This window comes from Streptococcus cuniculi, from assembly GCF_004570575.1.
Classification (GTDB): Bacteria; Bacillota; Bacilli; order Lactobacillales; family Streptococcaceae; genus Streptococcus; species Streptococcus cuniculi_A.
On the sequence record NZ_SPPD01000002.1, the window covers coordinates 17,933 to 35,260 of the forward strand.

At 37.5% G+C, this 17,328-nt stretch carries 18 protein-coding genes and 1 pseudogene; all 19 read left to right on the plus strand.

Annotated elements, in window-relative coordinates; all coding sequences use genetic code 11:
- Positions 1–102: 102 nt before the first annotated feature.
- The 19 genes and pseudogenes from essC to E4T82_RS01795 all read left to right on the plus strand — a co-directional run bounded on the left by essC (position 103) and on the right by E4T82_RS01795 (position 17,318).
- Complete coding sequence (gene essC / locus E4T82_RS01710; RefSeq protein WP_228065022.1) at positions 103–4,551, plus strand: type VII secretion protein EssC; 4,449 nt, start codon at positions 103–105, stop codon at positions 4,549–4,551.
- A complete protein-coding gene (locus E4T82_RS01715; protein WP_135181184.1) occupies positions 4,544–4,951 on the plus strand; it encodes a DUF4176 domain-containing protein in 408 nt (135 codons plus the stop codon). Before essC ends, E4T82_RS01715 begins: the two co-directional genes overlap by 8 nt.
- 14 nt (positions 4,952–4,965) lie before the next feature.
- Positions 4,966–5,226 (plus strand): hypothetical protein, encoded by a 261-nt coding sequence (locus tag E4T82_RS01720; protein WP_135181185.1) that lies wholly within the window; start codon positions 4,966–4,968, stop codon positions 5,224–5,226.
- Positions 5,226–5,591, plus strand: coding sequence for a hypothetical protein (locus E4T82_RS01725; protein WP_135181186.1), 366 nt, complete (start codon positions 5,226–5,228; stop codon positions 5,589–5,591). The genes E4T82_RS01720 and E4T82_RS01725 overlap by 1 nt, the downstream gene beginning before the upstream one ends.
- Positions 5,582–7,018: a hypothetical protein gene (locus tag E4T82_RS01730; RefSeq protein WP_135181187.1), complete on the plus strand. Its 1,437-nt coding sequence runs from the start codon at positions 5,582–5,584 to the stop codon at positions 7,016–7,018. The genes E4T82_RS01725 and E4T82_RS01730 overlap by 10 nt, the downstream gene beginning before the upstream one ends.
- Positions 7,019–7,027: 9 nt before the next feature.
- Positions 7,028–7,912, plus strand: a complete 885-nt coding sequence (locus tag E4T82_RS01735; RefSeq protein ID WP_228065023.1) for a hypothetical protein — start codon at positions 7,028–7,030, stop codon at positions 7,910–7,912.
- The gene (locus E4T82_RS01740) at positions 7,905–8,213 is read left to right on the plus strand and encodes a DUF4176 domain-containing protein (protein ID WP_135181189.1); all 309 of its coding nucleotides are present in this window, start codon (positions 7,905–7,907) and stop codon (positions 8,211–8,213) included. The genes E4T82_RS01735 and E4T82_RS01740 overlap by 8 nt, the downstream gene beginning before the upstream one ends.
- Positions 8,214–8,337: 124 nt before the next feature.
- Positions 8,338–11,061 carry a type VII secretion protein EsaA gene (gene esaA, locus E4T82_RS01745; protein WP_135181190.1) on the plus strand — a complete coding sequence of 908 codons (2,724 nt, stop codon included), beginning with the start codon at positions 8,338–8,340 and terminating at the stop codon, positions 11,059–11,061.
- A 200-nt stretch (positions 11,062–11,261) separates the two neighbouring features.
- The gene (locus tag E4T82_RS01750) at positions 11,262–11,645 is read left to right on the plus strand and encodes a DUF1310 family protein (RefSeq protein WP_135181191.1); all 384 of its coding nucleotides are present in this window, start codon (positions 11,262–11,264) and stop codon (positions 11,643–11,645) included.
- Positions 11,645–12,796: an Mbeg1-like protein gene (locus E4T82_RS01755; RefSeq protein WP_135181192.1), complete on the plus strand. Its 1,152-nt coding sequence runs from the start codon at positions 11,645–11,647 to the stop codon at positions 12,794–12,796. Before E4T82_RS01750 ends, E4T82_RS01755 begins: the two co-directional genes overlap by 1 nt.
- 91 nt (positions 12,797–12,887) lie before the next feature.
- The gene (locus tag E4T82_RS01760; RefSeq protein ID WP_135181193.1) at positions 12,888–13,280 is read left to right on the plus strand and encodes a hypothetical protein; all 393 of its coding nucleotides are present in this window, start codon (positions 12,888–12,890) and stop codon (positions 13,278–13,280) included.
- Positions 13,281–13,287: 7 nt separating this feature from the next.
- Positions 13,288–13,581, plus strand: a complete 294-nt coding sequence (locus tag E4T82_RS01765; RefSeq protein WP_135181194.1) for a hypothetical protein — start codon at positions 13,288–13,290, stop codon at positions 13,579–13,581.
- Positions 13,582–13,841: 260 nt separating this feature from the next.
- The gene (locus E4T82_RS01770) at positions 13,842–14,027 is read left to right on the plus strand and encodes a hypothetical protein (protein ID WP_135181195.1); all 186 of its coding nucleotides are present in this window, start codon (positions 13,842–13,844) and stop codon (positions 14,025–14,027) included.
- 37 nt (positions 14,028–14,064) lie between these two features.
- A complete protein-coding gene (tnpB, locus tag E4T82_RS01775) occupies positions 14,065–14,358 on the plus strand; it encodes an IS66 family insertion sequence element accessory protein TnpB (RefSeq protein WP_245167466.1) in 294 nt (97 codons plus the stop codon).
- A gap of 50 nt (positions 14,359–14,408) precedes the next feature.
- On the plus strand, positions 14,409–14,546 hold the full coding sequence (locus E4T82_RS12415; protein WP_167753537.1) for a hypothetical protein: 138 nt from the start codon (positions 14,409–14,411) through the stop codon (positions 14,544–14,546).
- Positions 14,491–14,631, plus strand: a pseudogene (locus E4T82_RS01780) (transposase domain-containing protein); the annotation flags it as partial. The gene E4T82_RS12415 and the pseudogene E4T82_RS01780, both read left to right, overlap by 56 nt.
- 163 nt (positions 14,632–14,794) lie before the next feature.
- Entirely contained in the window at positions 14,795–15,418 is a 624-nt protein-coding gene (locus E4T82_RS01785; RefSeq protein WP_135181197.1) for a hypothetical protein, read from the plus strand.
- A complete protein-coding gene (locus E4T82_RS01790) occupies positions 15,409–16,032 on the plus strand; it encodes a hypothetical protein (RefSeq protein WP_228065025.1) in 624 nt (207 codons plus the stop codon). Before E4T82_RS01785 ends, E4T82_RS01790 begins: the two co-directional genes overlap by 10 nt.
- Entirely contained in the window at positions 16,023–17,318 is a 1,296-nt protein-coding gene (locus E4T82_RS01795; RefSeq protein WP_135181198.1) for a hypothetical protein, read from the plus strand. The genes E4T82_RS01790 and E4T82_RS01795 overlap by 10 nt, the downstream gene beginning before the upstream one ends.
- Positions 17,319–17,328 lie beyond the last annotated feature (10 nt).

Here is a 17,328-nt window from a genome sequence, read left to right on the forward strand (position 1 = left end):
TCGTTTCCCGATTTAATCATATCATAATTGTGCAGATATAATTCTAGGGAAATAAACATTGTAAAAAATACAGAAAGGAAATTCTGTTTAAGAGGAAATTGTATGGATATTTTTACACAGCAAGATTTGGAAAAAGCGCCTTTTGCAGTATTGGACCATCGCTTGAATCCAGAAAATTTACAATTCGTCATATATATATTAGGGGATTCTTTAGAGAAGGTGACGTTGACAGAAGAAAATCCCTTAGCGAAAAGTAGAAACTTTACATTTAGTGTCATTAATGAAAAACTCTTTGTGAACGGAGAGATACTTGAAGCAGGTGTTCAAGAGGTAGAAGGTAGTCATTTTTTGATTATTTCAAAATCACTTGCTCGCACAACGCTGTTTGGGCTTGATGAAAGTCAACCTTTCACCATTTCACGAGATGTGTCTGCAAGTCTTTGCGTGTCAAGTGATATCGATATGATGCTGCACCAACAAAAATTAATCATTAACAAGGCAGTCGACTTTATCTATTTTGAGAATCAGTTGGTGACTCATCAGAAAGTATTAGAATTTTCAATAGGGTCTGTGTTGGTGACAACAGATTTTATGCTGGAGAAGAGGCGGAACAATTGGAGTCTTACCACATTTTCCAATAATCTTACATTGCATACGAAGGCTATTCTAGTTGAACCCTATCAAGGAGACTACCCACAAGGATTCCCTGACTATAGACGGAAGCCCCGTCTAAATTTAGAAGTACCGACAGATAAGTTCCGTCTTCAAATGATAGACAAGGCGTCTCACTCAAAGAAACAAACCGTTTTAAGAGCTATTTTACCTCCGTTAGGAATGCTTACAGCAACAGGGGTATCAACCGTTCTTAGTGGCAACAATCCTCTTATGATGTTGAGCATGGGAATGATGAGTATCATGACTATTTCGTTTAGTATCTCTCAATATGTCACAGATCGAAACGAACAGAAAAAAGAAACTGAAACGAAACAATTAGATTATAAGCGCTATCTAGTAAGTGTAATTGCAGATATAGAAAAGGTTTATAGCAAAGAAAATAGCATTTTACACTACCATCATCCAAGTCCTGAAAAATTGATGGAAGCTATTAAAGAGTATGATTCGCGTATTTATGAACGTCAAGTAGCTAATAAGGACTTTTTAGATGTTTCCTTAGGAACTAGCCAGCAGGCTTCTTCGTTAAAAATCGATTCAGATGTTAATCCAAAAGATTTTAGCGAGGAAGCACAACATGTTCAATCTCTTGTAAAACATTACAGTCTACAAAGAGATGTTCCTACTCCTATTTCTTTATTGAATCAGTCACTAGGCCTTGTAGCTCGATCAGAAGTTGCTTCTGTCTTTATGGAAACATTATTATTACAAATTGCGTTCTTTCATTCTTATCAAGATGTTAATTTTATCCATTTGCTTCCGAGAAGTGACTTTTCTCGCACATGGTCCAAGTGGAGATTTTTACCGCATTTTCAGTTGCGGGAACTAAATATGCGTGGTTTGATTTATAATAATCAATTGAAAGAAATTGTACTAAATTCCTTTTATCAGTTATTAGTAAAACGTAAACAAGTCGTAGCAGAGTCTGGCAAGGAGCGCCCTATTTTTTCTCCACACTATATTTTTACGATTTTTGAAGATAGTTATTTAGCTGGTCATAGTATCAATGAATTGTTAGCAGAAGATATGAGCGAACTAGGTGTAACGGTGATATGGATTAAAGAGAATGCTCATTATTTGCCAGAAACAATTAGTTCTCTTGTAGAATTATCTGATTTGACAAAAGGACGTCTAGTGACGGATAATCACGTCTATGTCGAGCGCTCTTTTGCACCTTATCTTGTATCGGAGGATATGGAGTCTACAGTTCGGCAATTAGCGAATTTAAACCATTTAGAGGTGGAAAAGAATGCTATTCCAGAGAGTTTAAGCTTACTTGAGCAATACGATGTAACACGTGTTGAAGAATTACAAATCTTGGAGCGTTGGAAAAAAGCGGAGCCGAATAAATCAATTCGATCGCTAATCGGCTGGCGCGGAAAGCAAGATTACGTCTATTGGGACTTACATGAACGGGCTCACGGACCTCATGCTTTAGTAGGAGGAACCACTGGTTCAGGGAAATCAGAATTCTTAACGACCTACTTACTTGGCTTAGCAATTAATTTTTCACCCGAGGACGTGGGGATGCTGATTATTGACTGGAAGGGTGGAGGAATTGCGAATACCTTGGCTAGTCTTCCTCATTTTATGGGAGCTATTACTAACTTAGACGGGGCAGGAACTGCTCGAGCATTAGCTAGTATAAAAGCAGAGTTAGATAAAAGACAAAGAGAGTTTGCTAAATATGGCGTTAATAATATCAATGCTTATATGAATCTCTACAAAAATAGACATCAACCAAAAGAAGATGTCATCTATCCAACGAAACCATTGCCGCATCTAATACTGGTATCAGATGAGTTTGCTGAGCTGAAATCAAATGTACCTGAGTTCTTAGATGAATTGACCTCTGTTGCCCGTATAGGTCGTTCATTAGGAGTTCACTTAATATTGGCAACACAGAAACCAAGTGGTGTAGTAAATGATCAAATCGAAGCAAATTCTACATCAAAAATTGCATTAAAAATGGCTAGTCCACAGGATTCTAACGAATTATTGAAGACGCCCGATGCAGCGCATATCACCAATCCTGGTCGAGGATACTTAAAAGTTGGACAGAATGAAGTATATGACTTGTTCCAGAGTGGCTATGCCGGTGTTACTTATGATCCTGAACAAGTAATGGGGGAACAAGTAGATGAGCGGATATTTAGAATCAATGATTTAGGACAACATGAATTGTTATATGATCCAGATGAAGATGTTATTCAAGGTAAGGATACAAGCGATTTGCCAACACAATTGGAAGCAGTAATTATGGAAGTGAATCAAGTATTTAATGGATCCACTTTTGTTCGACCAGAACGACCATGGTTACCAAATCTTGAGGAACATCTAGCTACTCCGGCAGTCGCTCAAACTTCTGAGAGACAGGTATCTGTACCACTCGGAATAGTTGATAAACCTTCTGAACAGATTCAAATTAATTATAATTATAATCTCTTTGAAATGAGTCATACAGTTATTTTTGGTAGTCCAGGTTATGGAAAAACAACTGTTCTTCAAACAATTGTAATGAATTTAGCTCGCTTGAACACTCCAGAGCAACTTCACTATTACCTATTGGATTTTGGAAATAATGGTTTGTTACCTTTGAAAGATTTACCTCAGGTTGCAGATATTGTGACATTGGAAGAAGATGAAAAACTTCAAAAAATGTTGGAGAGATTATCGGAAATATTAGCGTATCGTAAGAAACAATTTAAAGATGTCGGTGTAGCTAATTTATCTCAATATGAGCGAAAAACAAGCGTCGTGTTACCGATTGTTGTAGTTATTGTAGATAGCTATGATGGTGTTACGCCAAATGATTTACGGAAAGAAAAAATCGATGAGATCATGGTGCAATTGCTGCGTGAGGGAGCTAGCCTAGGAATTTACTTGATTTTTACTGCAAACCGATTAGGTAGTGTTCGAATGAATATGATGAGCAATATTGCTACTAAGATGACGCTATTCCTCAATGATGAAAGTGAAATTTCTGCTCTCATGGGACGAGAAAAGGTATCTCCACAACCGATTACAGGTCGTGGACAGGTCATGCTTGAAACACCAACAGCCATTCAGTTCTATTTACCGGTTGTACAAGAGGAAGATGAGGAGCTTTTGACTATTTTAGAATCAGAAGTTTCGAAATGGAGGAGAGAATGGACAGGTTGTCGTCCAGAAGCCATTCCAATGGTGCCTGAACATTTAAGCATTACAGACTTTGAACAATGGATTGGTCAGCCAGAGGCGCAAACTTTATATATTGGATTAAATAAACAATCTGCCCAGATTGTCTCCTTTCCACTCTTTAATGGCCGCACACTGGGGGTTTTTACAGAGTCTATTAAACAAAATCAAGTGTTATTGCCTCGGATGATGGAACAGTTGACTTCTACACCTGATATAGAGATTATTATGATTGATACTTTGTCGAATTTAAAAGATTTAGCTGGAAAAGTGACAGTCTACATTGATCGTAATCAGATACAGCAACAAAAAGAAGATTTGAAAATTGCATTGGAGGCAGTTGTTGGGCAGAATATTACGAGACGTTTAATCATTATAAATGGATTAGCGGAACTAGTTGAAAAATTGATGTGGAGGCCAGAAGAAGTGACGGAGTTTCTATCGTATGCTGGCACAACCAATCAATTTGTGTTTATAGATCAACTATCAAAAGTCGGCACAGGATATGGTGGTATTACGGCAATTGTGAAAGATACAGTTTCAGATATCCTTTTTGGAGGAGACTTCCAGCAACAGCGCTTTGTAGATCAGCTAACTACAAAACAAAGGCGAGCTACTTATCCACGCCACATTTTACACTATTTGCAGGATGATATAGTAGTAGATGTTGTTATACCAGTACAGGAGATGAATCATGACTAAACTGAAGGAACCTTTTTTGCCATTGGGGACAGTTGTTACACTTGTTGATACAATGGAATTTGAACCAGAACACTCGACCTATTTCATTGTTGCACGGGCCATCATTAAAAATAGTGAAGAAGAAATAGTCCCTCGCTATAGAGTAGCCCCTCATCCATATGGAGATATTCCTAGTCAAGAAATTCTTTCAATAAACGCTGATGAGATAGAGGATATTTTATTTAAAGGATTTGAGAATGCTGAGGATGAGGCTTTTGTAAATATGTTGCTGGATAAGATGAAAAACTATGTTTCAAATCCAACTCAGGGTAGTTTACAAAAGCCTGATCAGCCTCAAAAAAAGGTAGTATCAGAGCAAGAAAGATTGGCAAAAGATCCATTTTATAAGTTTAAAAATTAGAGGAGCATACTTATATGGTTAAGATAGCATCAGATTTAGGCGCTACAACACAAGCAGCCAGTCATGTCGCAAAGATTCAAGCTGACTCGGGACAAAGTGTTAGTCTTGGTCAAAGTAACATTTCTGGAATGGAGAGAGGCGCTAAAGTAGCCAATCAATTGTTGCCAACATTACAGAGATTATCAGAATCTATAAAGAAGCACGCGGATAAGTTTCCTCAGCTTGCTCGAGTCATTGAAAGCAGAGATGCAACTACAAGATTTGGAGGGATGTGATGAAAGTCAAGGATCGGCTTGCTAATAAACGTTTTGAACTTGACCAAAAAATCGTCGAAAAAGAAAGAACAATCGATGAGATGCGACAAACATTTCGAGAGGCTTCGAGGTTTCTTGATGAGTTAGAAATGGAGATTTCTCGAGGATTTAGTGAAATACAGGCTCTAAATGAAGAATTGATAGCTCAAGGGAGTTATCAATCTCATTGGGAATCCGTTGAGAATCAAGGGAAGCAGCATTACCTATCTCAACTACTAGAAAATGAAAGAGTTGAATTAACAAAATCGCATCAAAGCGTGATAAATAGCCTAGAAGAAGAACGGTCAGCTATACAGAAAGAGAGGAATAACCTATCATGGGATTGAAATATGTTAGTGGAGAATCTTCCAGTCTCATCTCTACCATGGAAAATAATATTAGGTGTGCCAATCAATTGTTGGACGATTTAGGTTCTGGTTCGGAGAGACTGATTGCAGCAGTAGATGGGCATACGTTATCAGGAGCAGCTTATCAAGCAGGAAAAGGTCTCTTTTCAGAACTTGTACGCCCAACTATTCAAGAGATTCGAGAGTCCGTTCACTTTATTCAGACAGATCTAGAATTGTACAAAACTGCAGATAGTAAAGTGGCTCATCAAGGTATTCTTGATGAAGCGAATATAAATCAACAAATTGCGATAAAACGTACGATGCAATTATCCGCCCAAGCGACTGCAGCAGTACTAGGGAATCAAGCTTCTTCTTTATTGCTAGGTGAAGCCAATAGACCTTTAATGTCCTATATTAATCGCTTGTTTGGACTTCAAAGTCAATTAACAAATTATGCGGAAAGTTTAGGCGAAGACATAGCAGCATTAGAAAAAAAACTACAGCTGTTGCAAAATTTCGCTTCGGAAACAAATAGCTTATTTTCCGAAAGTTTATCGAATTTAGAGCAGTCTATTCAGGCTGTCGTAGTAATTCAAGGAGTAACGCTTCATTCTGATGGTTCGTATGACCTTCCATCAAGTAGCAATCTTTATGAGCAATTTAAATCGATAATGGATAGTGATTCAGCTAAACGACTGAGTCAATTGATGTCTCTGCTTCCTAAAAATGTGATAAAGGCAGTATTGAAGTCAGATGGATTTTGGGAAATTTTAAGCAGTGTGGAAAAGACTGGAGCTAAAGGTGATAAGTTTGTGACGGCAGTTCTCGCAGGATTGGCTAAGTATGAAAGCATGGGAAAATTTGGGACAAAGACTTCAAAAGGCTTTGGGTATCTACAAAAGTTCGCTAGTCCAGTCAAATCAACTATTAAATGGGGGTTAGAAAAAGCTTCAGGTGTTAAATCCTTGGCTACATATGTCAATAAGGGAGGTCAGTTGGCAGGTTTTTGGGGCAAGGCCGTGAAAGTAGCAGGGAAGGCAGGAACAGTCCTAACCGTTGCAGACCTTACGATTACAGGAGTCTCCAGTGGGCTTGATGAGTTTAGAAAATCAGGTGACGTAGGGAAGGCAGTTGGTAAAGGAGCACTTTCTGCAGTAGCTAGTGTTGGGCCGTTAGAAGGGGCTACGCTAGGAGCAGCGGTAGGAAGCGTCATACCAATAATTGGAACTACTGGAGGGGCAATAGCTGGAGCCGTTATTGGAGGAATAATTCAAGGTATGAAAGCTTGGAAACCTGATTTCTTTGATAACCCTGTTAAGGGAACTAAAGAAATAGTAAATGATGTTGGAAAAGGCATTAAAGGGGCAGTAAATGCAGTCTCTAATGTAGTTGGTGGGGTTGGTAAGGTACTAGGGTTTGGGTAAGGATTAATTATGAAAAAAACACTATTTAACGCCAGTTTTGAAGAAAGTTTGAATTTGGAAGATGACGGGTTTTTACAGTTTCAGAAAAAAGATGTACACAATAAACTAGTGAACTATTTTAAAAATGGGAAGCCTTCATTTGGAGTAAGAATTCAAAGTTTAATCCTTACCATTCTATTTCCCATAGGATTAAACTTCATGGTCTATGTTTGTTCAATGTCCTTACATGATGCACATCCGAAAGAATTGGCACATCCTGTGTCTCGACATCCTGTACTAACAGTTGAAGTGTATCTCATTTGCTTATTGATTTGGTTACTAGTGGTATTCGTCGGTAAGTTCGTTAGAAGGGCTTATCTGTTGCCATATCGTTATCATTTTCATGCTTGTACATTTCTTATTTGGCTCGTTGTAGAGTTTAATTTATTAGCGATTGATCTCTCCTTGCCTGCCTTATCTTTTTGGGGGATTTTGGCTATCTTTGGTTTGATGTTCATCTTAGCATATAGAATGTTTGCTGGCAGAGTGAGAGTGCTCAAGAACCTCATGTATGGAACAGATTTTTCACCTAATGTTGGTCATAAAATGGCCAGCAAGATAGCTGTTTATGGGATGGGAATTTTAGGGTTAGGGGTTATTATCCGAATCCTATTATCTGTTTTTTCTATAAAGTTATCAGACACTATGACCCTTTTAGGCCTTTTCCTAACTTGGATGATTCTTAGTTTAGCGTTAATTGCTATGATGGTCTTTTTAGAATTTCCCTACTTCCTTCAAGCCTACTACAAATGGAAATACCCCGAAGAATATCGCGAGTGGGAAGGCAAGAGTCTGGAAGAGTGGTACGGCAAGAAATATTTGAAAAAGCACAAGGAGTTATATAAAAATGAATAAAGCAAAAGAATTATTACCATTGGGAAGTGTTGTCTACCTTGAAGAAGGGACGCAAAAGCTAGTGATTGTAGGGCGCGGGGTTATCTTTGACGATCCTGATACGAATGAGCAAGTGTTTGCTGATTACATGGGGGTTCTTTATCCGCAAGGATTGCAGACCGAATCAACCTTATTCTTCCAACATAAAAATGTGGATAAAGTTGTTTTTGAAGGGTATAGAGATGAAGAAGAGGCACGATTTTTAGATGTGTACCATCAATGGGAGAAAAGCTTAACGATTCCTAAAAAGGAAATTAAATAAGTGACCTATCGTCCATTCTGCACTACATATTGTTATAACACAATCTGAATAATACTTGAAAAAAATATATAAATTTTATATTATATAACATATGTAGAATTATAGGAATAAATAGGAGATCCAAATGAAGAAGATATTTTCGAAAGGGACAGCTTTCATTCTAGCCTTACTTTTACTGATTACACTAAGTGGGGCCTTGATCTATTCAAATTTGAGTATGAAAGAGGAGAAAAAAGTTGAGAAGCCGACTATTGCTTTAGTCAATGAAGATGTTGCATCTGATTTTAATGGCCAGAGTTACAATTTTGGGAAAAGCTTTGTTTCGCTAGTATCAGATGATCCAAATTATGATTGGCAAGTAGTATCTCGTTCAGTGGCTGATAGAGCTTATGAAGAACAGTCAGTTGATGCGGTAGTATATATACCAAATAGTTTTTCAAAAGATATTTTAACATTACAAGAACTTTCACCGACGCAGGCAAAAATAGATTATAAAATTCAGCAACAATCAGACAATGTTTCTGAAATTGCCTTAAAGGGGAAAGTGGTAGACCTCCTTTATGATTTTAATAAAAGTGTTATTAAAATGTATTATGCGAGCATCGCCAACAATTTGTCAGAGGCAGAGGGGCAGTTAAATGGAGCTCTAGGAAAACATGAAAGTTTGGTTACTGGATTGACCAATAATGTTGATGCTCCTTTTAAATCTACCTACCCACGTTACGATACCTTTATCAATGGAACGAATCGACTCAAGTCTATCAATTCCTTAAATGTGACTGCTCAAAATACATTTACGGATTCAACGACCAAGCTATTGTCTGAAACCGGGAAAAATCTTTCAGACCAGCTACCTGCGATTGAAGCGTATGCTAATTTACAGAAGCAAATTAGTGAGATTAATGTGAGAAATGCTAATGAAGCAATTGAAATGCAGGCAACAAGAGATGAGGAATTTTACCGTCAGCATTTTGACATCTTGCAGCAAACAATCTATAGTAAATTAGGTGCCGTAAATTCTAGAATTGGAGATAATGGAGTAGATACTGGTGGTCTACTCGGAGAACTTCATTCAAAAGTTACAGACTATAACAAAATGATGCAGAAGACAAAAGGAAATATTGATAACTACTCAAAAACTCTGAAAGAGAAGCGAGAAACTTTATTATCTTTAGAAAAAGATGTATATCAAAAGTTTTTCAATCAGACAATAGATCCGACAGTTGAAAATTTTGACTTTTCAAATTTAGAAACAGATGATAATGCTCGAGCTGGTCTCGCGAGTATCATCAAAAAGTCTTTTGAAGATACGGATAATATTGACAAGTCTGCTTATACTGAGAAATTGAAGAGTTTAATTGGTGGGATTTCAGTTAATTCGACAGATTATAAACTCGATGAACTTGTGGCACATCAATCATTAACTCCTGAGAGACGAGACCAATATGTCTCTGAACTTCATCTCATTGAAAGGTATGCTGCTGCATTTGAAATTCCGACAGGAAATGTGAATGTTGAGTTACAAGAGGTACCAGGAGATGAAGAGACTGAACAGAAGTTTAGTCAAACCATAAATGTTCATGTACCGGCAAAAACAACCTATGTTTCATCAGCAATTCCAAAGAAGTATGTTGTTGAAGTTTTGGGTGACGTTGAGGGAGGAGAAGTTAAGCGGTCAAGTGTGAGCCTTAATAACCAAACTGAAAATGATGTAACCTATACTATAAACATTACAGGTACCTTAGAAAAAGATAGTACTAGTGATAGTTTTGAGTTATCATGGAAGGATACCAATAAAAAGGTTGAAGTTTCAAAGACTAGTGTCAGCTTTACGCTGGTGCCACGTGATAAATCTACTAACTATTACAAATATGTTGCTGTTGATCATTTCAGTGATCTCCTACAGTTATTTAACCAAATTGATGTCATCGCTAATACTGTTACACTCTTATATGGTGAACCGGGAGCAGATTATACTTCACTTTCACAGGCTACTACAGCAAAAGATTTCAAAGAGCATTCTTCTTCTTCAATAGTTGCACTATATGGCAACATGGATAGAGAAAATATTGCCAAACGACTTCACAATGATGATGTAGTGGCTTATAAGGAGTCGGGTGAAGGATCAATTGATAAGATTGTAGCGACTATTCAATCTTTAAACACTGTCATTACAGGCTTGGAAAAGGATTCGAAGCTCTTGTCAGAAAATATGCCGGAATCCTACTTTGCTTCGACAGTCCAATCGATGCAATTATGGTATGAACAGACAATGAGTCAAGTAGAAGATGAATATAAAAAATGGAAGAAGGCAGAGTATTCGCAATTAACCGTACGACCATGGAGCGGAGTTAATTCTTCTAATGAAAAAGATTTGTACGTAGATGATTCTTCAGCATTATATAATCAACTTCAGACTATGATTCGAAATACTGCACAAGTAGTTGAAACAACTACTCAAAGTTCGCAGACTGTTCAAGACAATTCGAAAGAATTTGACACACTGGTAGAAAATGCGACAACTATTCAAACTGAAGCGCAAGATATTTTGACCAGTGCAGATAGCTTAACAACTACAGGGAATATTGATGTTGTTTCAAATAAAGGATATGCTGAGAACTTTTCAAAAATCCTTGCGAATACGCGAACTCAGGGAGTAAATAAGGATCATCTGTATACATTTTTTGCAAATCCAATTATTAGTGAGAATATCACCCCTACTCAAAAAATAGCAGCACCAAAAGCGACTGACTATAGATGGATTTTAACATTCCTAGTCGGCTTAGCGCTTGGTATTGTGCTGATGATGGGAATGGCTCGCTTAAGTAAGCAAGGAAGTCAAAATTAGAATAGTTATTTTGACATAATATTACATAGAGATTTTGCCGAAACAGTCGGTCAGTTACAAAAAAGAACTTTGGGAGGTGGAATAACGCTCTACCTCCCAAAGTTCTTTTATATGAGTCATTTTAAGGAGATAATTATAAGTCCCTATAGGAAAGCTAGGATAAATGTGATATAATATGTATGAGTATGGGAGGTAGAAATATGAAAAAAATATTAAAAATACTAGGACTTGTTTGTTTCATTATCGGACTGAGTATAGGAGGATTTAAAATGTATCAATATAAAGAAAAACAGAAGATGATAGCTATTGCTCACAGCAAAGAAGCTAGACAATTATATGAGGACTATATGAGAAATTTGGATAAGTCTGCATTGACAGAGCAAGGAAAAATACGAGATTACCAAATAGTAGATCAAAGTGTTTACTATAATCCTATGGGAGGGATGGCTGTAACAGTATATTTGAATAATAATCCTAAAAGTGATATCCAATTTGGATTGGTGCAGAAAGAGGATGGTGAACTGGAGCTGTATGGCGTAACGTATTCGAGTGAAGTGCGTCAATTACTTGAAGGAGAAAGGTAATGCATAAAAAATATATTGATGAAGAGCATCTGCAAATTGCAATGACCGAGTATTTAAATCCCAGTCTTAATAGGATTGTTACTACTCCTGACGGTCGAAGCATTGGGACCGTAACACAAGTGTATGATGATGTCAAAGGAACAGGCGAGCAAGTTTACGCTATTGTAAACGATCCTAAGTTAAAACCTAGTGAAGTATCAGAGGTAACAGTATTATTTCGAGGTTCTACAGGGATTAATCAAATTACAGAACAGCCTAAAGATGTTTTTGACGATTGGGTAAAAAACGATCTTCTCATAGGTCTTAGGGTTCAAGCGCAGGAACATCCAAACTATAGTAAAAATGTCGATCGTTCTACCCCACAGTTAAAAGCTGCAGCAGAGCATTTGAAAACAATAATGGCAAGTTATCCTAATGCTAAAATTAATATATATGGGCATTCTCTTGGATCTATGAAGGCTCAGTATTCCATAGCTGATTTATCACAAGAGGATATTTATCGAATTCAATATGCTTATATTTACAATGCTCCTAATGTATACGGTATACTAGATGATTATCAAAAAGAGACAGTTGATTTGATAAAAGGAAGAATTTACAATTTTGTTGATCCGAAAGATTGGATTAGTATGGTTGGACGGGATATGAAAAAGGGGAGTATTGATGCTGTTGGCCAAGTGTACTATGTAGATAGCAAAGATTTGGGTATGTCCGATCAGCATATGACATATGGGTATCAATTAGATAAATATGGTAATATTAAGCTTCTTTCTATTTCCTCTTCTTCTATATTTAAGAAAATCTCTAAGAACATGCAGAATTATTACGCGAAAAAGGCTAAGTTTGGTTCAAAAGCGAGCAGTTTGTCAGCGAATGAAAAATTGTATTTAGATAGTGAACAAGCATCAATTATTGGGAAAGGCTTAGGCGAGACTGTTCAACAAATACATGATCGTATTCAGAGCTTGAAACAGATCAGTGTTCAAGACTCAGAGAAACTTTGGTCTGAAACATTACAAGTTCCGTGGGGATTTAGTCTGACTCCAGCTGAGGTACAGTCAGCTTATATAGAAGCAGGTATGACACATCTATCAATTGTTGAGAATACACGTGATTATGGTGATGAAATAGTAGAAAATCTACTAATTTAAAATCAATATTTGAGACACTGGAAGCCTCAATCCAAAATGGAATTCAAGAGAAATTATCACAAGATGCAGATTTCGCAAAGGATTTTAAGTTATGGCAGAATATGAATGGATAAAAAAGATTAGAGATAATGAAACACTATTAGAAGAGTCATATTTGACGTTTCAGAGTGAACGAGTACGGATTGAAAATCAAATTTGTCAACTTTCCACTAAGAAAAATCAGTTATTGCAGTTGCTTGATTCTAGACAAGATATTGTTAGAAGATATTTATATTCTCACGATAGAGATATGACAGAAGAGTTTCAAAAACTGAAAGATATGTTTCAACAATACTTTAATTATTCAGATGAAGTCTATTATATAGAGAGAAAACGATTGGACTATGAGTATGAAAAGCTTGAAGAAGATTATCAGCGTACAAAATATAAGATAGAAGAAAAGATAGCAGAGGCTTATCGAGAAAAGAAAAAGTCGGGAGGTTAGTGAGTGTATGGGCATGATGGAAATGATTGAGGATTTCTTGACAGATGGCACAGTTGAAATTTGGGCACTTCAGAGAAAATTAGAGAAGTCAATGATTAGAAATTTTTGGGCTCCAGCTAAGAAGAAGTCTCAGGAAAACATAAAGATAGATTTTCACCAAAAAGTAAGAGAGTTGGGAGAAGAAACGCAAAGAGAATTAATGTCTATCAGTGAGCAGTTAGATGATTCAATGAAAGGAAAGTGGTCCACGAAAGTCCAAGAAACAGTTATTAATAAAGCTAAAGGATATGCGCAGTTATAGTTTTAGAGGCTTCTGAGGCAGCAAAGGATGGTGGGAGCCTAGAAACTCTGGGACAAACCGGTATTAGTGCGTAGCACTCACCCACAAAAAGATGAAAACTCGCACAAAGCCCTCAATTAGGTGTATAACTCCTAGTGAGGGCTTTGTGGTTGATATTTTATTGAAAAATGAAGTAACGTAACCGCCCCATAACAAGGTACCTATCCAACCACTCCCTCCTCCAGTATACTGTTATAAAAAACAAAACTGGAGGATTTTTTATGTCACACCCCATCGTCCCATTGACTGTTCCCCAATCTCGACGCTTTGAGAAGAAAAGCAGAAACGATATTCTGATGAAAATTCGTCTCGGAAAAGTGGAAATCACATTCTTCCAATCTATCAACCAAGAGGTATTGGAAACAATCTTGAATGAGGTACTAGTCTATAACCATTCATCTCAATGATTTAGGGCAAGTCTATTTGGTTTGTGGGAAAACGGATATGAGACAGGGTATTGATTCACTAGCCTATTTAGTGAAATGTCAATTTGAATTAGATCCCTTTTCTGAACAAGTCTTTCTCTTCTGTGGTGGTCGTAAAGACCGTTTCAAAGCACTTTATTGGGATGGTCAAGGTTTTTGGTTGCTTTACAAACGCTTTGAGAATGGGAAATTGACTTGGCCAAGTGATGAAAATGAAGTCAAGGCCTTAACATCAGAACAAGTAGACTGGCTCATGAAGGGTTTTTCCATTACTCCAAAAATAAATGTTTCAAAAAGTCGTGAGTTCTATTGAAATCATGGCTTTCTTTTAGGTATAATAAAGAAAATATCAGGAGGATAGCTATGAATTCACAAGATAAGTTCATTGAAAGTTTAACAAAAATGATTGAAGTCATGTCCAATGAACTTGCTCTCCTTCGTGAACAAGTCGACACATATCATTCTGAGTCTTTTGGAAACGGCCAAGCGACATGGGCTTAACACTGAGAAATATATCGCTTATCTTCTAGAAAATCTACCGAACGAGGAGACGCTCGCTAAAAAGGAGGTGCTAGAGTCAAAATAACTTTGGAACTTTTTCAATACACTCGGTTATGACGCGGTTACCATAATTATAAGTCCCTATAGGAAAGCTAGGATAAATGTGATATAATATGTATGAGTATGGGAGGTAGAGAAAAGATTTATTCTATCAATTTAGAAAGTACTAGAGGGGAGATTAATCACAAATGGCAGTAACCGATAAAACTATACCCAAGAAGTCAAGGTGGAAAAAAATGATTGGAATCTTATTCTTAATCATAGTGCTTTTAACAGGAGGAAAAATTTATATGGATAGAAAAAAAGTGGACGATCTGTATCGTCACGGTTTCTCGCTCTTGGAGGAGCAAATCGCAACCTATATCGTGGAACATTATGCTGGAGTGAGCAAAGTTGAGTTTTCACCGATTTATGTGGATAGGAGTACGGAAAGTTTAGATATCGTTCCAGTAATTTATGATACGGATGGAAACCGAGCTGTACTAGGCGGTAATGTCCCTAAACAGAATATTATGTTTGCTACTTACGGTAGTCATGTAGGCCTTACTGCTATAGATTTTACTATTGATGGAAATCATATTATTTATCTAGGAAATTCTAAAAATGGTGAAGAGATTGATGTATCTGATTCAACTGTTTTGCCTGAAGCTGCAAGGATTGAAAAATCAAGAGACATTGATGATAATATTGACGCTCTGATAGCTGATGGTCAACTAACAGCTATCTATAAGCAAGACGGTGGTAGCCCTAATGCAGAAATTGTCTATAATTTAGAAATTATTCGAGGAGAGGTTGATGACAAATGGCAGTAACCGATAAAACGATGCCCAAGAAGTCAAGGTGGAAAAAAATGATTGGAATCTTATTCTTAATCATCGTGCTTTTAATAGGAGGAAAAATTTATATGGATAGAAAAAAAGAGGACGATCTGTATCGTCACGGTTTCTCGCTCTTGGAGGAACAAATCGCAACCTATATCGTGGAACATTATGCCGGAGTGAGTAAAGTAGAGTTCTCCCCGATCTATGTGGATTGGAGTATCGATACGATTGAAACGGTTCCGGTCATTTATGATCAGTCGGGCAATCGAGCTATTTTGGGTGGAAATATTCGAAGCCAGAACATTAATTTTTCAGGATTTGGTGTTCCTACAGGATTCTATGCTCTTGAGTTCAACTATAGCGGTAAACATATAATTTATCTGGGAGCTTCTAAAGATGGTGGAGAAATAGATGTATCTAATTCAACTGTTTTGCCTGAAGCTGCAAGGCTTGAAAAATCAAGAGAGATTGATGACAATATTGACGCTCTGATAGCTGATGGTCAACTAACAGCTATCTATAAGCAGGACGGTGGTAGCCCTAATGCAGAAATTGTCTATAATTTAAACATCATTAGAGGGGAGGTTGATGACGAATGGCAGTAACTGATAAGAATATACAAGATATAGTCAAGAGTCAATTAAAAGACGGGATCTCTGACAATCAAGTTATTAGAGTTGGACAAAATAGTAATATCCGCTATTACAAAGTCATTAACCACATAAATGATGTGACACAGGGGTTGGCAGTGGTTCCAGTTGATGATTCTAAAGGGACAAACCCCCAGTATAACCAAGCCATTATCACAATTGCGGGAACACAAATGCCTTGGGATGACTCCAACCCAAATGTGTCAGATAGGTGGACCTCTACTAGCAATGCCTTTGGAGCTCAAAAAGGCCTAACAGCTCAGACGAAAGATATTGATGACTTTTACCAACAAACCTTGTCTAAAAATCCTAATGTAACTGTTCAAATCATATCGGGGCACAGCCAAGCAGGACCGGGGACTGCTAAAATAGGAGCTAACCATCAAGTACCTAGGATTTATAATTTTCAGCCATGGGCCTCTGTTAGGGCTGTTCAAAATGGAGATTTTACAAAAGAAGAGCTGGGCTATTTAAACAAACATGCGATTGTCTACAGTGATGCAGGAAAAGATGTGACTTACATGGATGGTGGTAAGGGAAGGGTAACCTATGGACAAGTTTATACAGTGGAGGGGACGCTTGGACCGTTGGCCGACCATGATGTAAATCTTTTTAAGATAAAAGGCAACGCCCTAGATATAGATTACTACGTCAAAAATGGAGTATTCTGCTCAGGCATGACAGAAGACCAAGTACGGCAGGTAGCGAAAAAGAAAGCAAAGGATACGTGGTGGGATTGGGATGATGATGCGGAAGTAAAACGTTTGATGGCAGAATATAAAGATAAGTATGGTTCTTTTGCCAGCAAGAGTGCCATCGATGATGTTCGTTCGAAAAATAAAAAAGCTAGAAAAGACTTGAAAACGGCATCAGGAGCTAAAGCGATATCCTTGCGTGAGGAGATTGTCCGCAGTACTGCTCAAATCGCCCATCTACAAAGCGAGGAATACGAGAAAGAGGTTCAGCGGCAATTACTTGCTACAAAAGAGAGAGTGCAAGATCATGTGACTACTTTTACCAATCAGGTATATGCCCAAGTCTCTGTTTTACCATCGTATGAAGTAGCAGGATTTTTAGCGGAATTGACCATGGAGACAGTCTGGGACGAAGGCATTGAAAGCCAGACACTTGCTGCTGCGAAAACTTACAGAGAAGCCTTGCACCGCTTTTCAGCCAGCTTAGATGAGGTGGCAGACCATATTATCGAGACTGATCAATCAGGTGTATTATTGTTTGAATAAGGAGGAGATG